Origin of the sequence: Bradyrhizobium betae (assembly GCF_050632175.1) — a bacterium.
Taxonomy (GTDB): domain Bacteria; phylum Pseudomonadota; class Alphaproteobacteria; order Rhizobiales; family Xanthobacteraceae; genus Bradyrhizobium; species Bradyrhizobium betae_B.
Map to the genome: position 1 here is coordinate 1,016,130 of NZ_CP192576.1, position 17,235 is coordinate 1,033,364.

The following is a 17,235-nucleotide window of genomic DNA, read 5'->3' on the forward strand; positions in this document are numbered from 1 at the left end:
CCGCAAGGACCGACAATGATCAACAGGACGTCAATCCATCTGGGCAAGAGGACAATCATGCGTAGCTCAAAAGTTTTTGCGACAATCATTGCACTTGCGGCCTCCACTCCGGTGCTCGCCGACGACGTCAAGGTCGGCGTCGGCATCTCCGGATGGACCGGCTTCGCGCCGCTGACGCTGGCGAAGGAGGCTGGCATCTTCAAGAAGAACGGCCTCGACGTCACGATCAAGAAGATCCCGCAGAAGGACCGTCACCTCGCGATCGCCTCCGGCGACATCCAGTGCGCGGCCACCACGGTCGAGACCTGGATCTCCTGGAACGCCAATGGCGTTGCCACCAAGCAGATCTTCCAGCTCGACAAGAGCTTCGGCGCCGACGGCATGGCGGTGCGCAACGACGTCGCCGCGATCAAGGACCTGAAGGGCAAGACTGTCGCAGCCTCCGCGCCCGGCACGTCGCCGTACTTCGCGCTGGCCTGGATGCTCAAGAAGAACGGCCTCACGACCAAGGACGTCACCATCGTGAACCTCGAGCCGGCCGCCGCCGCCCAGGCCTTCGTGTCCGGCCAGAACGACGCCGCGATGACCTATGAACCGTATCTGTCGACCGTGCGCGCCGCGCCCGACAAGGGCAAGATCATCGCGACCACGCTGGACTACCCGATCGTGATGGACACGTTCGGCTGCACGCCGAAATTCCTTAGCGAGAATCCGAAAGCCGCGCAGGCGCTCGCCAACAGCTATTTCGAGGCGCTCGACATGATCGCCAAGGACCAGGCCAAGGCCTACGAGATCATGGGCGCCGACGTGAAGCAGACCGGCGAGCAGTTCGGCAACTCGGCCAAATATCTGCGCTGGCAGGACAAGGCCGCGAACCAGAAATTCTTCGCCGGCGATTTCCTCACCTTCAACAAGGAGGCCACCGACCTCCTGCTCGAGATCGGCATCATCAAGGCCGCGCCGAAGGTCGAGGACCTCTACGACGCCAGCTACATCAAGTAACCTCCCCAACAGACATGCCGGTCCCGTCTAGCGGCGGGACCGGCAAGCTTGTTCCCCCGGATAGACCGTTGATGCGCCCCCTTGATCCCGTGACATCGAAGCAACGCGTGGCCTACGGCCTTGCGTTCTTCGCGGTGTTCGTTGCCCTCTGGTCCTGGGCGACCTTTGGCGGCCATGTGTCGAAAGTGTTCCTCGCCAACCCGCTGACCATGGTGCAGGAGGGTTACGACCTGCTCGCCAAGCAGGGCTTCCTGTACGATATCGGCATGACGATCTGGCGCGTCGTCGGCGGCTTTGCACTGGCCGCCATCATCGCGGTGCCGTTCGGCGTACTGATGGGCGCTTACAAGCCGGTCGAGGCGTTCCTCGAACCCTTCGTGTCCTTTGCGCGCTATCTGCCGGCCTCGGCCTTCATTCCGCTTTTGATCCTGTGGGCCGGCATCGGCGAGCTGCAAAAGCTGCTCGTCATCTTCATCGGCTCGGTATTCCAGATCATCCTGATGATCGCCGTGACCGTGGGCGCGACACGGCGCGATCTGGTCGAGGCGGCCTATACGCTCGGGGCCAGTGACCGCGGCATCATCCGCCGCGTGCTGCTGCCCTCCTCCGCACCCGAGATCGCCGAAATCCTCCGGTTGGTGCTGGGCTGGGCCTGGACCTATGTCATCGTCGCCGAGCTGATCGGCTCGTCCTCCGGCATCGGCCACATGATCACCGACAGCCAGGCGCTGCTGAACACCGGTCAGATCATCTTCGGCATCATCGTGATCGGACTGATCGGCCTCATCTCGGACTTCCTGTTCAAGGCGTTCAACGCCTGGCTGTTTCCGTGGAGGCTCGCATGACCACTCTGAAGATCGAGCAGGTCTCGCGAACCTTCCCCGCCCGCCACGGCAACGCGCCGACCCGGGCGCTCGAGCCGACCGACCTTACCATCGGCAACAACGACTTCGTCACGATCCTCGGCCCCTCCGGCTGCGGCAAGTCCACGCTGCTTCGCATCGTCGCCAGCCTCGACCGCCCGACCAGCGGACGTGTGGTGCTCGACGACCGCGAGGTGACCGGACCGGGCGCCGATCGCGGCATGGTGTTTCAGTCCTACACGCTGTTCCCCTGGCTGACGGTGCGCGAGAACATCGCGTTCGGCCTGCGCGAGCGCGGCGTTTCCGAGGCGGAGCGTAACAAAATTGCCGACGCGTTCATCCGCCAGGTCGGGCTGTCCGGCTTCGAGAACCATTGGCCCAAGCAGCTCTCCGGCGGCATGCAGCAGCGCACCGCGATCGCGCGCGCGCTCGCCAACGATCCGAAGATCCTGCTGCTCGACGAGCCCTTCGGCGCGCTCGACAACCAGACGCGTGCGCTCATGCAGGAGATGCTGCTCGGGATCTGGGAACGCGACCAGAAGACCGTGCTGTTCGTGACCCACGATATCGAGGAATCGATCTTTCTCGGCAGCCGCGTCATCGTGATGAGCGCGCGTCCCGGGCGGATCAAGGCCGATATTGCGATCGACCTGCCGCATCCGCGCTCCTACAGGATCAAGACCACGCCCGAATTCGTCCAGCTGAAGGAACGGCTGGTCGAGGAAATCCGCACCGAGGCGCTGAAGGTCGCCGAACATGCCTGACACCAAATCACGCGCCGATGGCCAGCGCGTTCTCGCCGATCTCAATGCGCTCCGGGCCATCGGCGCCTACAAGACCGGCGTGCACAAGCCGACCTTCTCCGAGCCGCACAAGCGCTCGTTGGACTGGCTGGTGCAGAAGCTGCCCGATGCGGGCCTCAGCGCAGGGATTGACGGCATCGGCAATGTCCTCGGCACGAGCAGCAAATCCGGACCGAAGCTGCTGGCGGGATCGCATCTGGAGAGCCAGAACTACGCCGGCTGGCTCGACGGCCCGCTCGGCGTCGTCTACGCGCTCGAAGCCGCCCGCGTCCTCAACGCCGATCCCTCGTTCAAGGGCGCGGTCGAGGTCGCCGCCTGGTGCGATGAGGAAGGTCATTTCGGCAGCTTTCTCGGCTCGCGCTCCTATGTCGGGCAAGTGAGCGAAGCCGAGATCGACGCCGCGCGCGACCGCACCAACGGCCGCACCATGCGGGATGCCCTCGCCGACATGGGTCTCGCCGCACGTACGCGAATCGCCGTCGAGAAGGGACGGCATATCGGGTATCTCGAGGCGCACATCGAGCAAGGTGATACGGCTCGAGAGCGGCAAGCTCGCGATCGGGGTCGTGACCTCGATCGTCGGCATCTGGCAGTATCGCATCAATTTCGTCGGCGAGCAGAACCATGCCGGCACCACTCGCATGGCCGTGCGGAAGGATGCCGGGCTGGCGCTGGCCAAATTCTGCGTGGCGATCGACCAGCGTTTCCCCGCCGCCTGCGGACCGCGCACGGTCTGGACCACCGGCCGCATCACGCTCGACCCGGGCGCGCCGAGCATCATTCCGGGCGGAGCCGAAATGCTGTTCCAGATCCGCGACGATGATCCTTCCGTCATCGCGCGACTGGAGGACCTGTTGCGGACGATGGCGAACGAAGTCAACGCAAAGGGCCCTTGCGCCGTCACCGTGACGAAGCTGCGCACCGGTGCTCCCGCCATGATGGACGCCGGCTTCCAGGACGCCATCGAAGCCGCGAGCAAGGCCATGGCGGACGGACGATCGATCAGGATGCCGAGCGGCGCCGGCCACGATGCGCAGATGCTTGCGACCGTGATGCCGGCAGCCATGCTGTTCGTGCCGTCGATCGGCGGCATCAGCCACCATTGGACCGAGAACACCGCCGACGCCGACATCGTCACCGGCGCGCAGGTGTTCGTCGATGCCTGCAGGCGGATACTGAGTGGCTAGAACGACGTGCCGCCGCCGAACCTGAACTCCTGAACCGTGTCGTATTTGCCCTTCGACAGCGGCACCGCGTAGTCGAAGCGCAGCGGGCCGAACGGCGAGGCCCAGATCAGGCCGACGCCGACCGACGACCGCACCACGTTGCCGTCGTCATATTGCAGGCCGCAGGTCGGGCAGGCCTTGGTGTTGACCTCGCCCGTGGCCGACCACGACGTCGGCCCCTGATAACCCCAGAGTGAGCCGGCATCGGCGTAGACAGCGCCCTTCAACCCGACCTCCTTGGGCAGGAACCAGAACGGCATCTGCAGCTCCATGGAGGCGCCCCAGTACTTCGTGCCGCCGAGCGCATCGCCGGTGGCGCCGTAGTCGAGGTAGGTGATGTCGCGCGGACCGATGCCGTTGGAAGCGAAGCCACGCACGAGGTTCGGGCCCATCTGGAAATGGTCGAGCATACGCAGATCGTTGTTGCCTATCTTGTTGAGGATGCCGCCCTGAAGATGGATCACGTTGACGATGTCGGACACCAGCGGCGTGTAGTATTTGGTGTCAAGCACCGTCTTCAGGTACGTAACGTCGCCGCCCACGCCAGCGAAATCCTGCCTGAAGTCGACCAGCAGACCATCAGTGGGATTCTTGTTGTTGTCGAGCGTGTTGTAGTTCAGCGTGTAGCCGAGCGCCGATGTCCAGGTCGCGCCGTTCGCGAGTTCCTTGCGCACCGGCAAGCTCGACTCGCCGTCGCCGTAGCAGCCATAGCCGTAAACGCCCGAATCCGTGGCGTTGGTGGGGTCCACACCGCCGAGGACGTTCTTGATGTAGGACGGCGTCGGGTTGAAGGCCAGCGAGGTGTTGGCCGCGTTGTTGTTGCAGTTGTTGTAGGCGCTGGCGAGCGTGATGCTCTGCTGATACAGCGAGTAACGAAGCTGCAGCGAGAGGTCCTCGCGCAGCGCAAATCCGAGGCGCGGCGAGAAGCCCAGCGTCGTCACACCGTAGCTCGTATAGCTATTCGATTTCTGCTGCTTCCAATAGGTATCGAACCCGAGGGCGAGCCGGTAGTCGAGCAGATAGGGTTCGACGAACGACAGCGATATGCCGCGTGAATACTGCCCGTAGCTGACGGACGCCTTGGCATAGAGCCCCTTGCCGAGCAGGTTGCGCTCCGAGACCGAGACCTCGGCCAGCGCACCGTCGCTCGTCGAGTATCCGCCCGAGATCGAGAAATCGCCGGTCGACTTCTCTTCCATATCGACGATCAGGATCACGCGGTCGCTGGATGAGCCCGGCTCCGTGACGATCTTGACGCTCTTGAAGTAGTCGAGGTTCTTCAGGCGGCGCTCGGCACGGTCGACCAGCGCACGGTTGTAGGCGTCGCCTTCGGAGATGTCGAATTCGCGCCGGATCACGTAGTCCCGGGTCCGCGTGTTGCCGCGAAGGTTGATCCGTTCGATGTAAGTGCGCGGGCCCTCGTCGACGTTGAACACGACGGACACCGTATGCGCCTCGAAGTTGCGATCGCCGCCCGGCCGCACCAGGGCGAACGCATAACCGCGGCGCGAGGCCTCGATCTGCATCTCTTCGGTCGACTTCTCGACCGATTCGACATTGTAGAGCGAGCCGACGCCGACGCGCGACAGGCTTCGCAGCGAACTCGCGTCGAAATTCGGAATGCTGGAGCGGAAGTCGACGGAGCCGACGCGATACTGCGAGCCTTCCTCGATCTTGAAGGTGACGAGAAAGCCCTTCTTCTCCGGATCGTATTCGGTCAGCGCGGCCACGACCTGGACGTCGGCGAAGCCGTTCTTGAGATAGAAGCGGCGGATCAGGTCGCGGTCGGCCTCGACGCGATCGGGATCGTAGATGTCGTTGCTGCCGAGAAAGCTGAGCAGGTTGCTCTCATGCGTCTTGATGACGTCGCGCAGGCGCGCTGCCGAATAGGCGCTGTTGCCGATGAACTCGACCGACTTGACCGCGGTCTTGGCACCCTCCTCGACCGTGAAGATCAGGTCGACGCGGTTGTTCGGCTGCTCGATGATTTCGGGCGTGACGCGCACGTCATAGCGGCCCGAGCGCCGGTAGATCTCGGCGATGCGCAGCGTGTCCGACTGCACCAGCGCCCGCGAGAAGGTTCCGCGCGGCTTTGACTGGATCTCGGCCGAGAGCTGCTCGTCCTTGATCTTCTTGTTGCCCTCGAAGGCAACGCGGCCGATCACGGCGTTCTCGACCACAGACACCACGAGGCGGCCGCCGGCCTGATTGATCTTCACATCCTGAAACAGGCCGGTCCCGATCAGGGACTTGAGTCCGTCGTCGATGGCAGGCTGATCGAGGCGCCCGCCGGGGCCGGGCCTGAAGTAGGAGCGAACCGTCTCGGCCTCCACGCGGCGGTTACCTTCGACCACGATCGCCTCCGCGACTTGCGCGGCCGCGGGCTGCGGCAGCAGCACGACGGGAATTGAACTCGCAATCGACATACCGCTCATCGCCACCGCGATCAGCCAGGCCCGCAAAACCGACATTCCACACCTCAAAAGCACGCACCTGCTCTGAAACGAAATGGCTGTGGCCGCGGTGTGGCTTTGAGATTGCTGTACTGTTTCCGGTCGTTGAATTTCATTGGCGGATCAGCCGCGTGGGCGGGACGGCCGGACCGGCCGTGCGAACGGTCAGCGTCGAGTGCCCCGGTATTGCAGCCATCGCACTCGCTCCTTCCGACCCCGCACACAGCAACATCGCGCAACGCGCGGATTGTTTACAGGCGCGAGGGCCGGTGCGAGAGGCCACCACATCAGGAACTCGCATGGGGTATTCGCGATGAGCACGATCCTATTGACCAGAACGGTATTGCTGGCCTTCCTCGCCTCGACCTTCGCCGCGCATGCCGCAACCACAGGCAAGCGCGATCGGCCGCAGACGACGCGGAATGCCGTCTACGACTACGGCCCGCGCGGTCCCAACCGGACCTACCAATCGGGTCCGCGCACCCGCCTCTATGTGAGCAAGCGGTCGTGGCTGGATGGCGGCACCGAGGTGCTGCCCGGCGAACGCAAGTTCACCGATTACGCCTTCCCACCCGGCACCTCGTTCGCGCGTGGCAACAACAACCGGCCGCTGGACCGCCAGCCGCTCTACCCCGACTCGGATCTCGGCGGATTTGCACAGAGGATTCCGATCTCGTGGTGAGCAGGCCTTCTGGCGCGCGCACTCCTCGTCATTGCGCGAGCGCATCGAAGCAATCCAGAATCCCTCCGCGGAAAGACTCTGGATTGCTTCGCTGCGCTCGCAATGACGGAGTATGAGGCGACAGCTCGCTCTCCAATTACCGCTGTCGTTCCCCGCCACCGGGCCTCGCCTTCGGCGAGCCCGATGACAGGCTCCGGCGGAGAATCCAGTACGCCGCGGCCGCTCGGTTAAACCACAACTGTCTCGGAGTACTGGATCGTCCGGTCCTGGTGCGCAATAGCGCACTGGCCGGACGATGACAGTGAGTGTGTGGTTGCAGACACGCCTTTTCATTCTCGCGGCGCGTTTCGCCCGAGTTTTGCTTCATCTTGCGGCCCTCTCCAATCCAAGAGGGCGCAGGGAAGACCGGGTGCCGGCGGGCACCCGCGGTCCACTGCGCGAAAAGCACACGCAGAGAAAACCGCACAGCAGCATACAGGTGTCGCCGATCACTCGGCCTTCCCTGCGCGATGGTTGGACGGCTTATGCCGTGCTCTCCCGGGAGCCGAACTTTCCTTCTGGCCTCCCTCGCCCCGCGAATTGACGATGCTGTCCGCCCGGTTGGGCTCGCGCACATCTCCGCAAAGGGCTTGACCGTAGCAACGACGGCCAGGACCACACGGTTTTGCCGTACGCTTCAGCGCCGCTCGTCCGCACGAAGCCTCGGGCTCACAGGGACTACCTGCCCTGCCCGCACCTCTCGCGCACGACGCTGCCGCGTCCACCGCAGGCCCGGCTCGCAACTCGTGACGACGTACGATCGCCCCTCAAGGATGAGCCGGGATGGGCAAATACATACGACAAATCCGAATTTCGGTAAAGTGGAATATTTTTGCAGGGATGGGTTGACAGGGCCGCGAAACAGGACCGATGTCCCGTCCAGCAGACGGCTTGCCGCCGGCGTCGAGAAGCTCCGCAACATCTGTTTACATCCAGCAACATTCGGGCTGCCGAAAGGCCACGATCACCCGGCTAGTGGTTCCTGCCTCGTCTGCCCCTCCGTGGGCCAAGGGCGCCCCTCCCGGGGCCAGGCCAATGGATTTCAGCCGATTTGATGCCGTCACACCTGCTCGTCGTAATCCCCGTGCCATCCGCAAAGGAGACTCATCATCCGACGCCCACGCAGTTGCGCGCCGGAGCAGCCTGCCTCGCGCTGATGCTGGGCGGCATGCTGGCCGGCTGCGCGGTTGGTCCGGATTACGCCGGGCCGCCCAGGCTCGATATGCCTGCGCACTGGAACGCCAAATCGGCGTCCCGGCGACAGACCGGCACGCTTGATCGCTGGTGGCTGCGCCTGCGCGATCCCCTGCTCAACCGGCTGATCGAACAGGCCGTCGAGGCCAACCCCGATGTCGCCAAAGCCAAGGCGGCCGTGCGTGAGGCGCGAGCAACGGTCCAGCAGACCAGCGCGGGCCTGTTCCCCTCCGTCAGCGGCACCGCATCAGTGACCGACAACAAGACCAGCTCGGGCTCTGCCTCGGCCGTCGCCGACAGCGCGCCCTACACGCTGCACCAGGGAAGTTTCGATTCCAGCTGGGAGCTCGACCTGTTCGGCGGCACGCAGCGGAACATCGAGGCAGCGGTCCGCGGCGCGCAATCGGCCGAGGAGGACTTACGCGACAGCCTGGTCACGCTGATCGGCGACGTCGCGGCCTATTACGTGGACGCGCGCGGCTATCAGGCCCGGATCGCGCTGGCGCAGCGGACGTCGGTCTCGCAGCGCGACACCGAAAAGCTGACCCGCAGCAAATACGACGCCGGCAGCGGCAACGCCGTCGATCTCGCCAAGGCGACGGCACAAGCCGCCAGCACCGAGGCGAATGTTCCAACCTATCGGGCCGCGCTCGCCGCCGACATTCATCGACTCGGCATCCTGCTCGGCCGGCCGCCCGACGGCGTCGCCTCATTGATGGCGCGGTCCGCGCCCGTGCCGGCTCCGCGCATGCCGCTGCCGACGGGACTGCCTGCCGATCTCCTGTTGAGCCGTCCTGATGTCGCCAGCGCCGAACGCAAGCTGGCCCAGGCGACCGCCAAGATCGGCGCGGCCGAGGCCGATCGCTATCCGGCGGTATCGTTGACCGGATCGGTCGGCACCTCGGCGCTACGCGCCGGCGACCTCGCCAAATATTCCAGCGTGAGCTGGTCGGTCGGCCCCTCGGTCACCGTGCCCGTGTTCGACGCCGGCAAGCGCCTTGCGACGGTCAGGATCGCGGAGGCACAGCGCGACCAGGCGTTCGCGACGTTCCACTCGACCCTGCTCACCGCGTTCGAGGACGTCGAGAACGCCCTGGTGTCGTTGTCGCAGGAGCGGGTGCGCGCGACCAAGCTGACGGAGGCGGCGAAGAACTACCGCGAGGCGGCAAAGCTGTCGCGATCGCTGTTCGAGACCGGCAGCGCCAGCTTCATCGACGTGCTGGACGCCGAACGCTCGCTCTATTCGGCAGAGGATTCGCTGATCCAGAGCAAGGTTTCGACGGCCAAGGACTACATCGCACTGGCAAAGGCGCTCGGCGGCGGCTGGGTCGACCCGGTCGACGTCTCGACGCCTGTTATCGTGGACACCAATACGGGACCGCATGGGCGGGAGGCGCTGAAGTGACCGGGATCATCACCGTCAAGCGCGCGAAGATCGGCGCTGCAATCATCGCGGTGGTCGTGATCGGCGTGGCCGCGGCCACGCGTTTCACGGGGACGTCGAGCAAGGCGCAATCCTACATCACGGCGCCTGTCACGGTCAGCGATCTGCGCGAGGAAGTGCTCGCCAGCGGCACGCTCAAGCCGGCGCGGCTGACTGCCGTCGGTGCGCAGGTCTCGGGCCGGATCACCGCGCTCAACGTGCGCGTCGGCGACACCGTCAAGGCCGGCGATGTCATCGCCCAGATCGACCCCATCACCAAGCAGAACGATCTGCGCAGCTCGGAGGCTTCGCTCAAGAACTATCGCGCACAGAAGACCGAGAAGGAGGCCGCGCTGGTGCTGGCCGAGGCGAATCTTGGACGCCAGCAGGCGACCCTGGCGCAGCGCGCGACCTCGCGCAGCGATTTCGACAGCGCGGACTCGACCGTGCGCCAGACCCGCGCCCAGATCGCAGCGCTGGACGCCCTGATCGTGGGCGCAGAGGCCAGCGTCGAGACCGCGCGGGTGAACCTCGAATACACCCGCATTACCGCTCCGATCGACGGCACGGTGCTTGCGACCGTGGCGCAGGAGGGACAGACGGTCAACGCGGTGCAGTCCGCCCCGACCATCGTCGTGCTCGGCCAGCTCGAGACGATGACGGTGCGGGCGGAAATTTCCGAGACCGACATCGTCAAGGTCAAACCGGGGCAGTCGCTCTACTTCACCATCCTCGGCGACCAGGATCATCGCTACGAAGCCCGGCTGGCGCAGATCGAGCCTGCGCCCGAATCGATCAAGACCGACGCCAGCTTCTCCTCGACCACGACGTCATCCTCCAGTTCGAGCTCGAGTTCGTCGAGCTCGACCAGCACCGCGATCTACTACATCGGCGTCTTCAACGTCCCCAACAAGGACTATGCGCTGCGGACCTACATGACCGCCGAGGTGCACATCATCACCGGCGAGGCCAAGCGCGTGAAGGTCATCCCGGCGCTGGCCGTGATGCGCAAATCGGACGGACGCAGCACGGTGCGTACCCTCACTGCGTCCGGCGACGTCGCCGAGCGTGAGGTCAAGACCGGCCTCAACGATCGCACCACCGTCGAGATCAAGTCCGGCCTCGACGAGGGCGAGCGCGTCGTCACCGGAGAGGCGAGCGAGCAGACCGCATCGCGCGGCACGCCGGGCGGCGGTTCGCCCGGAGGGGAGGTCCCTGACATGATCCCTCAGCTGGCCGATCCGATCATCGCGCTCGAGAATGTCCGGCGGGAGTTCGCGGCCGGCGACACACGCGTGGTTGCGCTCGACGACGCCTCGCTGAGCATCCAGCCCGGCGAGATGGTCGCGATCATCGGCTCGTCGGGATCTGGCAAATCGACGCTACTCAACATCCTCGGCTGTCTCGACCGCCCGACATCCGGCACCTATCGCGTCGCCGGCAAGAACGTATCGGAGCTCGACGCCGATGCGCTGGCGGCGCTCCGCCGCGAGCATTTCGGCTTCATCTTCCAGCGCTATCATCTGCTCGGAGACCTTTCCGCCGCCGCCAATGTCGAGATTCCCGCCGTCTATGCCGGCATCAATGCGCGCGAGCGCCGAACGCGCGCGAACGAACTGCTCGAACGACTTGGCGTGGCAACCCGAAGCGGTCACCGGCCGAACCAGCTCTCCGGCGGCCAGCAGCAGCGTGTCTCGATCGCGCGAGCCCTGATCAACGGCGCCGAAGTTATCTTGGCGGATGAACCGACCGGCGCCCTCGATCGGCGCAGCGGCGAGGAAGTCCTGAAGATCCTGAAGGAGCTGCATCGCGAGGGACGCACGATCATCATCGTCACTCATGATGCCGATGTCGCCGCACGGGCCGAGCGCATTATCGAATTGCGGGACGGCAAAATCGCCTCCGATCGCCGCACTGAAACTGCCGCCGCGGCAGAACCGGCCGCCAAGGTCTCCCGATCCGCACGGAATAGCGGTGCCGGCTGGTTCAGCGCGATGGGACGCCTGAGGGAGGCATCGCGTATGGCGTTGGCCGCAATGGCCGCGCACCGGTTGCGTGCGTTCCTGACCATGCTCGGCATCATCATCGGCATCGCCGCGGTGTCGTCCGTCGTCGCGCTCGGCAACGCCTCCCAGCGCAAGGTGCTCTCCGATATCTCCAGCCTCGGCACCAATACCATCGAGGTGTTTCCCGGCAAGGATTTCGGCGATGCCCGCGCCGGCAAGATCAAGACACTGGTGGTCGACGATGCCCGCGCGCTCGACCGGCAGACCTTCATCGCCGGCGTCACGCCGACGGTCTCGACCAGCACGACGGTCCGCTATCGCGGCAACGAGTCCAACGTGCTGGTGAACGGCGTCGGCGAGAGCTATTTCCAGGTCAAGGGCGCCAAGCTCGCGAAGGGCCGCCTGTTCGATGCCGACGCAGTCCGCAACATCGAACGGCAGGCCGTCATCGACGACAACACCCGCAAGACCTTCTTTTCCGACGACCAGAACTCCGGCATCGGCCGCGTGATCTGGCTCGGCAAGGTGCCCTGCCGCATCGTCGGCGTGATCGCGCAGCAGCAGGGCGGATTCGGCTCGAACCAGAACCTCTCGGTCTACCTGCCCTACACCACCGTGCAGGCCCAGTTCACCGGCGACCGCGCGCTGCGCAGCGTGCTGCTGCGGATCAACGACGAGGTCTCGACCAATCTGGCGCAGGACGCGGTGACCACGCTGCTGACACAGCGGCACAACACCAGGGACTTCGTCATCCTCAACACCGACGATATCCGCCGGACCATTACCAGCACCACGCAGACGCTTGCCTTCCTCGTGGCGGCGATCGCCGTCATCTCGCTGGTCGTCGGCGGCATCGGCGTGATGAACATCATGCTGGTGTCCGTGTCCGAGCGGATCGGCGAGATCGGCGTCCGCATGGCGGTCGGCGCCCGGCGCAGCGACATCCTCCAGCAGTTCCTGGTGGAGGCAACGCTGATCTCGTCGATCGGCGGCATCGCCGGCATCCTGATCGCGATCCTGCTCGGCGTCGCCATCAACATCGCTGTGCCCGGCTTCCAGGTCAGCTACTCCATGTTCTCGATCGGCGCGGCGTTCCTGACCTCAACCGGGATCGGGGTCGCCTTCGGCTTTTTCCCCGCCCGCCGCGCCGCCTTCCTCGACCCCGTAGTGGCCTTGAGCCGTGACTGACCGTAGGATTGCACCATGACCGTAGTTCTTCGGACGAGACAATCGCCCGCAAATGGATCAACGACCGGCACCCTCGATGCGATTTCAGTCATGACGCAGACCACACAGACCGTTCTGATCGTCGAAGACGACCAGCAGACCCGCGACCTCATCGCGCGCTATCTGCGCGAGCACTCGCTTTCGGTTGGGGCGGTCACCAACGGCAAGGAGATGGACCGCTATCTGTCGCAGAACCGGGTCGACCTGATCGTGCTCGACCTGATGCTGCCCGGCGAGGACGGCCTCAGCCTGTGCCGGCGGCTGCGCGCGGGTTCATCGACGCCGATCATCATCCTCACCGCGAAGGGCGAGGACCTCGACCGCATCCTCGGCCTCGAGATGGGCGCCGACGACTATCTGCCAAAGCCGTTCAACCCGCGCGAACTTCTCGCCAGAATCAACGCCGTGCTGCGCCGGCAATCGAGCGGGCTCGTGGCCGGATCTGCTGCAACGCGCCTGACGTTCCAGGGCTGGATCGTCGATCTCCGGATGCGGGAATTGCGCGACCCTGAAGGCGCGCAGGTGCCGCTGACCAGCGCCGAGTTCGACCTGCTGCAAGCTTTCTGCGAGCGGGCCGGCCGCATACTCACGCGCGACAGCCTTCTGAACATGACGCGCGGCCGTCCGGGCGGCGGCTTTGGCCGCAGCATCGACGTGCTGGTGAGCCGTCTGCGCCGCAAGCTCGACCGGGCCGAAGGCTCATCCGTGATCCGGACTGTCCGTACCGGCGGCTACATCTTCACGCCGGTGGTGAAGGAAGCATGAGCCGCGCCCGCGACATCGTCGCACTGTTCAGCTTGAGGCGGATCAGCGGCCAGATCGCGGCTCTGATCCTGGTCTCACTAATCCTGATCCATGTGCTGATCGCCGGGTACTTCCTGCTCAACCGGCCGCAACTGCTGGCGGACAGACCGCTGGAGCAGTTCGAATTGATCACGCGGATCATCGCCAATACGCCGAAGGCGGAGCGTGCCGCCGTCCTGGACAGCATCAGCCGCACCTATCCGGAACTGAAGCTGCAATTACAGGACAACGTCTCCAGCTCCAGCGTGCCGCTGCCGGAGCGGACGCCTCTGAACATCCCGACGCCGCCCGGCGGCAAGATCGATCTCATCCGCGGATCCGCGCCCGAGGACAATCGCGTCTGGTACTACCTCGGCAACGACGACGTGCTCGAAGCCACCATCGGCTCGCCGAAGATGCCGGCCTTCGTCAGCGGCCTCTGGACCTCGACGCTGCTGTTCCTGGTGGCGAGCATGACGCTGCTCGGCATCTGGGCCGGCCGTGCGCTCTCCTCGCCCTTGTCGGGCTTCGCGCGGGCGGCGGAAAACTTCAGCCTGAACCGGTCGTCCGCGCCGCTGCCCGAAAACGGCCCCGAGGAGATCAGGTCCGCGGCGCGGGCGCTCAACCGGATGCGCGAACGCATCACCACGCTGATGAACGACAGGACGCGCATGCTCGCGGCCATCAGCCACGACCTGCGCACCCCGATCACGCGGCTGCGGCTGCGCTCCGAATATATCGAGGATCCGGCGCAGCGCATGCAGACCGTGCGCGACCTCGACCAGATGCAGTCGATGCTGGAATCGGTGCTGTCGCTGCTGCGCAACGAGAGCCCGGCCAAGCCGACACTGGTGGACGTCGCCGCGCTGCTGCAGATGGTCTGCGAGCAGTTCTCGGATTCGGGATATGCCGTGACCTATACCGGCCCCGACCGGGCCGCCTTCGTGCTGCGGCCCGACGAGATCATCCGCGCGGTAACGAACCTGGTCCAGAACGCAACGCGGTTCGGAACCCGGGTCGATGTCGCACTGTTGATATCGGGGGATCAGCTCGTCATCGACGTTTCCGACGACGGACCTGGCATTCCCGATGACAGGAAGGCGGCAATGCTGGAGCCGTTCGTGCGGGGAGAAGAGGCACGCACCATGGACGAGACGGCGGGATTTGGCCTTGGTCTGTCGATCGCGCAGGCGATCGTGACCGCGCATGACGGAACGCTGGTGCTGCTCGACAACGCGCCAAAAGGCCTGCGCGTCCGCTTGCAGCTCGCCGCGACCAGCGCCGGCCCACATACGCCCCGGACATAAAGTCGCGGCAATCGCAGGGCTCATCGAACGCCCCGCCCCTGCTTCCTCCGGAGTTCCCATGCATTCCGCCGACCGGCCGGCGACGCGCCTTGCGACGCGGCTCGCCTTCCTCGTCGCCGGCTTCGGCATCGCGTGCTGGGCGCCGCTGGTGCCGTTCGCGAAGACGCGGCTCGGCGTGGACGACGGCATGCTTGGGCTGCTGCTGCTCAGCCTCGGCATCGGCTCGGTCGTCGCGATGCTCATGACCGGCGTGATGAGCGCGCGCTACGGCAGCAAGCCGATCATCATCGCGGGCGGGCTCGGTCTGGCGCTGGTGCTGCCGCTGCTGGCTGTCGCGAGCACGCCGGCCACGCTGGCGCTCGCGCTGTTCGCCTTCGGCGCGGCGCTCGGCTCGATCGACGTCGCCATGAACATCCATGCGGTCGAGGTGGAGCGTGACGCGGGACGTCCGCTGATGTCCGGTTTCCATGCCCTGTTCAGCATCGGCGGCTTCGCCGGATCGGCGCTGATGACCGCACTGCTGTCGCTGCAAACAGGCGCGCTCGCCAGCACGCTGGCCTGCTCGCTCCTGATGCTGATCGCGATGCTGATCAGCTGGCCACGCCTGCTTTCCTCGGTGCAGGTCCAGGACGGGCCGCTGTTCGTGCTGCCGCACGGCTCGGTGCTGCTGCTGGCGCTGCTGGGCGCCATCACCTTCCTCGTCGAAGGCGCGATGCTCGACTGGGGCGCGTTGCTCGTGATCGGCGCGGGCCTCGTCTCCGAGACGCAGGGCGGGATCGGCTACATCGTGTTCTCGATCGCGATGACGGTGGGGCGGCTCGGCGGCGACGCCGTCGTCGCGCGCATCGGGGATCGCACGACGTTGTTCTGGGGCAGCCTGATTGCGATCGCCGGTTTTATCGTGCTGCTCATGGCGCCCGTAGCCGCGGTCGCCGTCGCGGGCTTCCTGCTGATCGGGCTCGGCGCCTCGAACCTCGTGCCGGTGCTGTTCCGCCGGGCCGCGAGGCAAACGGTGATGCCGACGGGACTCGCCGTCGCGGCGATCACCACTGCGGGCTACGCCGGCATACTGGTCGGTCCTGCCGGTGTCGGCTTCGTCGCACGTCTCGGCGGACTGCCGATGGCATTCTGGATGCTGGCTGCGCTGATGGGTCTCGTCACGCTGTCAGCCCGCATCGTCACGCGCCAGCGCGCCTGAGACTCACAATTTGCTCAGCCCGATCGATTTGATCACCGGGGCCAGGCTCGCCGTCGTCGCCTCGACGATGCGCTGGAATTTGTCCGGGCTTGAATCGCTGTCGGGCTCAAGGCCCTGGGCGCGGTAGCTCGCCAGAAGCGACGGATCGGACATGGCCAGCCGCGTCGCCTGCGCGATCCGGTCGATGATCGCATCGTCGGTGCGCCTGGGTGCGAAGATGCCGAACCATCCCTCGTAGCGAAGATCCGGCATGCCGGATTCGACGGCGGTCGGAATCTCCGGCGCACCGGAGAGCCGATTCTCGGTGGTGACCGCCAGCAGCCTGATCTTCCCGGCCTCGCCGAGCTCCTTCAATTGAACCGACATCACGCCGATGATGAGCGAGATCTGTCCGCTGACGAGGTCGTTGGCCGCCTGCGACATCCCCCGATAAGGCACGTGGACGATATCCAGCGCGCCGGCCTGCTGCTTGAAGGATTCGCCGACCAGATGGTTTCCGGTGGCGATGCCGGGCGTCCCATAGGAGAGCTTCCCCGGATTGGCCCTGGCGTAGGCGATCAACTCGCGCAGGTTTGTGACCGGCAGCGACGGATGCACGGCGAAAACCAACGCAGTGCTGATCAAGCGGTAGATGGCGCGGAAATCGTCGACGGAATAGCCGGGATTTGCCGTGGTCAGGGGAATGATGACCTGCGTGGAGCCGTTGCCGAGCAGCAGCGAGTAGCCGTCGGGCGCCTCGCGTGCGACCGCAGCCGTCCCGATCGCGCCGCCGGCACCGCCGATATAGTCGACGAAGGTCGGCCCGAGCAGCGATGACATCTTGTCCACCCAGGGACGCCCGATCTGGTCCCCCGCGCCGCCGGCCCCGTACGGATGCACCAGGCGAATGGGGCGGGACGGATAATCCGCACTATGTGCGCCACGCGACAGTCCTGCCAGCGCCGCTGCGCCCGATAAGGCATGGACGACCTGCCGGCGCGAGAGAGAAGGCATCATCGAGCTCCGGAAGCCGGTGGTCACTGTCGAGGC

11 protein-coding genes and 2 pseudogenes are annotated in these 17,235 nt (G+C 65.4%); 11 read left to right on the forward strand and 2 right to left on the reverse strand.

What is annotated here, in order from left to right; translation table 11 throughout:
• The first annotated feature begins 57 nt into the window (after nucleotides 1-57).
• From ACQ86E_RS05185 to ACQ86E_RS05200, 4 genes and pseudogenes are all read left to right on the forward strand, one after another.
• Nucleotides 58-1,002, forward strand: a complete 945-nt coding sequence (locus ACQ86E_RS05185; protein WP_431204494.1) for an ABC transporter substrate-binding protein — start codon at nucleotides 58-60, stop codon at nucleotides 1,000-1,002.
• A 71-nt stretch (nucleotides 1,003-1,073) separates the two neighbouring features.
• Entirely contained in the window at nucleotides 1,074-1,847 is a 774-nt protein-coding gene (locus ACQ86E_RS05190) for an ABC transporter permease (protein ID WP_431206402.1), read from the forward strand.
• Complete coding sequence (locus ACQ86E_RS05195; protein WP_431204495.1) at nucleotides 1,844-2,629, forward strand: ABC transporter ATP-binding protein; 786 nt, start codon at nucleotides 1,844-1,846, stop codon at nucleotides 2,627-2,629. The genes ACQ86E_RS05190 and ACQ86E_RS05195 overlap by 4 nt, the downstream gene beginning before the upstream one ends.
• Nucleotides 2,622-3,855: pseudogene (locus ACQ86E_RS05200) on the forward strand (Zn-dependent hydrolase). Before ACQ86E_RS05195 ends, ACQ86E_RS05200 begins: the two are co-directional and overlap by 8 nt.
• Here ACQ86E_RS05200 and bamA read toward each other — a convergent pair.
• Nucleotides 3,852-6,329, reverse strand: coding sequence for an outer membrane protein assembly factor BamA (gene bamA, locus ACQ86E_RS05205; protein WP_431206403.1), 2,478 nt, complete (start codon nucleotides 6,327-6,329; stop codon nucleotides 3,852-3,854). The pseudogene ACQ86E_RS05200 and the gene bamA overlap by 4 nt on opposite strands.
• A gap of 331 nt (nucleotides 6,330-6,660) precedes the next feature.
• Between bamA and ACQ86E_RS05210 the strand changes: the two genes are divergently transcribed.
• From ACQ86E_RS05210 to ACQ86E_RS05240, 7 genes and pseudogenes are all read left to right on the forward strand, one after another.
• Nucleotides 6,661-7,029, forward strand: a complete 369-nt coding sequence (locus ACQ86E_RS05210; protein WP_431204496.1) for a hypothetical protein — start codon at nucleotides 6,661-6,663, stop codon at nucleotides 7,027-7,029.
• A gap of 1,093 nt (nucleotides 7,030-8,122) precedes the next feature.
• Nucleotides 8,123-9,667 carry an efflux transporter outer membrane subunit gene (locus ACQ86E_RS05215; RefSeq protein WP_431204497.1) on the forward strand — a complete coding sequence of 515 codons (1,545 nt, stop codon included), beginning with the start codon at nucleotides 8,123-8,125 and terminating at the stop codon, nucleotides 9,665-9,667.
• Nucleotides 9,668-9,732: 65 nt separating this feature from the next.
• Nucleotides 9,733-10,824, forward strand: a pseudogene (locus tag ACQ86E_RS05220) (efflux RND transporter periplasmic adaptor subunit); the annotation flags it as partial.
• Nucleotides 10,825-10,917: 93 nt separating this feature from the next.
• Nucleotides 10,918-12,879, forward strand: a complete 1,962-nt coding sequence (locus ACQ86E_RS05225; RefSeq protein WP_431206404.1) for a MacB family efflux pump subunit — start codon at nucleotides 10,918-10,920, stop codon at nucleotides 12,877-12,879.
• Between the two features lie 90 nt (nucleotides 12,880-12,969).
• The gene (locus tag ACQ86E_RS05230) at nucleotides 12,970-13,683 is read left to right on the forward strand and encodes a response regulator (RefSeq protein WP_431204498.1); all 714 of its coding nucleotides are present in this window, start codon (nucleotides 12,970-12,972) and stop codon (nucleotides 13,681-13,683) included.
• A complete protein-coding gene (locus ACQ86E_RS05235) occupies nucleotides 13,680-15,008 on the forward strand; it encodes an ATP-binding protein (RefSeq protein WP_431204499.1) in 1,329 nt (442 codons plus the stop codon). The genes ACQ86E_RS05230 and ACQ86E_RS05235 overlap by 4 nt, the downstream gene beginning before the upstream one ends.
• A 58-nt stretch (nucleotides 15,009-15,066) precedes the next feature.
• Nucleotides 15,067-16,206: an MFS transporter gene (locus ACQ86E_RS05240; protein WP_431204500.1), complete on the forward strand. Its 1,140-nt coding sequence runs from the start codon at nucleotides 15,067-15,069 to the stop codon at nucleotides 16,204-16,206.
• Nucleotides 16,207-16,209: 3 nt separating this feature from the next.
• Here the strand turns inward: ACQ86E_RS05240 and ACQ86E_RS05245 are convergent, their stop codons facing one another.
• Nucleotides 16,210-17,199 carry a Bug family tripartite tricarboxylate transporter substrate binding protein gene (locus ACQ86E_RS05245; protein ID WP_431206405.1) on the reverse strand — a complete coding sequence of 330 codons (990 nt, stop codon included), beginning with the start codon at nucleotides 17,197-17,199 and terminating at the stop codon, nucleotides 16,210-16,212.
• Between the last annotated feature and the right edge of the window lie 36 nt (nucleotides 17,200-17,235).